Origin of the sequence: Halopseudomonas sp. (genome assembly GCF_036961105.1) — a bacterium.
Classification (GTDB): domain Bacteria; phylum Pseudomonadota; class Gammaproteobacteria; order Pseudomonadales; family Pseudomonadaceae; genus Halopseudomonas.
Genome location: NZ_JBALWW010000075.1, coordinates 1 through 523, shown reverse-complemented (window position 1 = coordinate 523; position 523 = coordinate 1). Strand labels below are relative to the sequence as shown.

At 62.3% G+C, this 523-nt stretch carries 2 pseudogenes; both read left to right on the top strand.

The features are described 5' to 3' along the window. Positions 1-296 (top strand): annotated as a pseudogene (locus V7756_RS19080) (hypothetical protein); the annotation flags it as partial. Between the two features lie 3 nt (positions 297-299). Then, positions 300-523, top strand: a pseudogene (locus tag V7756_RS19075) (hypothetical protein); the annotation flags it as partial.

The window sequence follows — 523 nt, the reverse complement described above, 5'->3', positions numbered from 1 at the left end:
CGATACCTGAATGGGTAGACGCCGGCCTGGACCTGTTGCTGGCCGGGCATATTCACCTGCCCTACATTCGTCCGCTAAGCGGCAAACACAGCCCCCGCACCGGCTGGACGGCGCAGGAGGGCACTGCTGTATCGCAGCGCGTACGCGGCAGTATTCCCAATTCGGTGAACCTGATTCGCCATGAGTGCCACCAAGGCCTGCATGAGTGCAGCGTAGAACGCTGGGATTACAGCGCCGAGCAGGACGCGTTTGAGCTGTTCAGCGAAACCGACCTGGCGCTGCACCGGAGCGATTGAGCCTTGCGCCTGTTCCGCTCCGGACTCTCCGCTTTTCTCTGCCTACTGTTGTTGCTTGGCCTGTTCGCCCTGTTGCAACCCTGGTGGCAACTGCCGCCAGAATGGGACCCACGCGAACCGCTGCGCCTGGACGACCGAATGACCCCGATTACCCGCTGGAAGTTGCTACGCCTGCAGGACAATCCAGCACAATGCCTGGCCCTGCTGGAAACCGCTGGGGCAGAGGC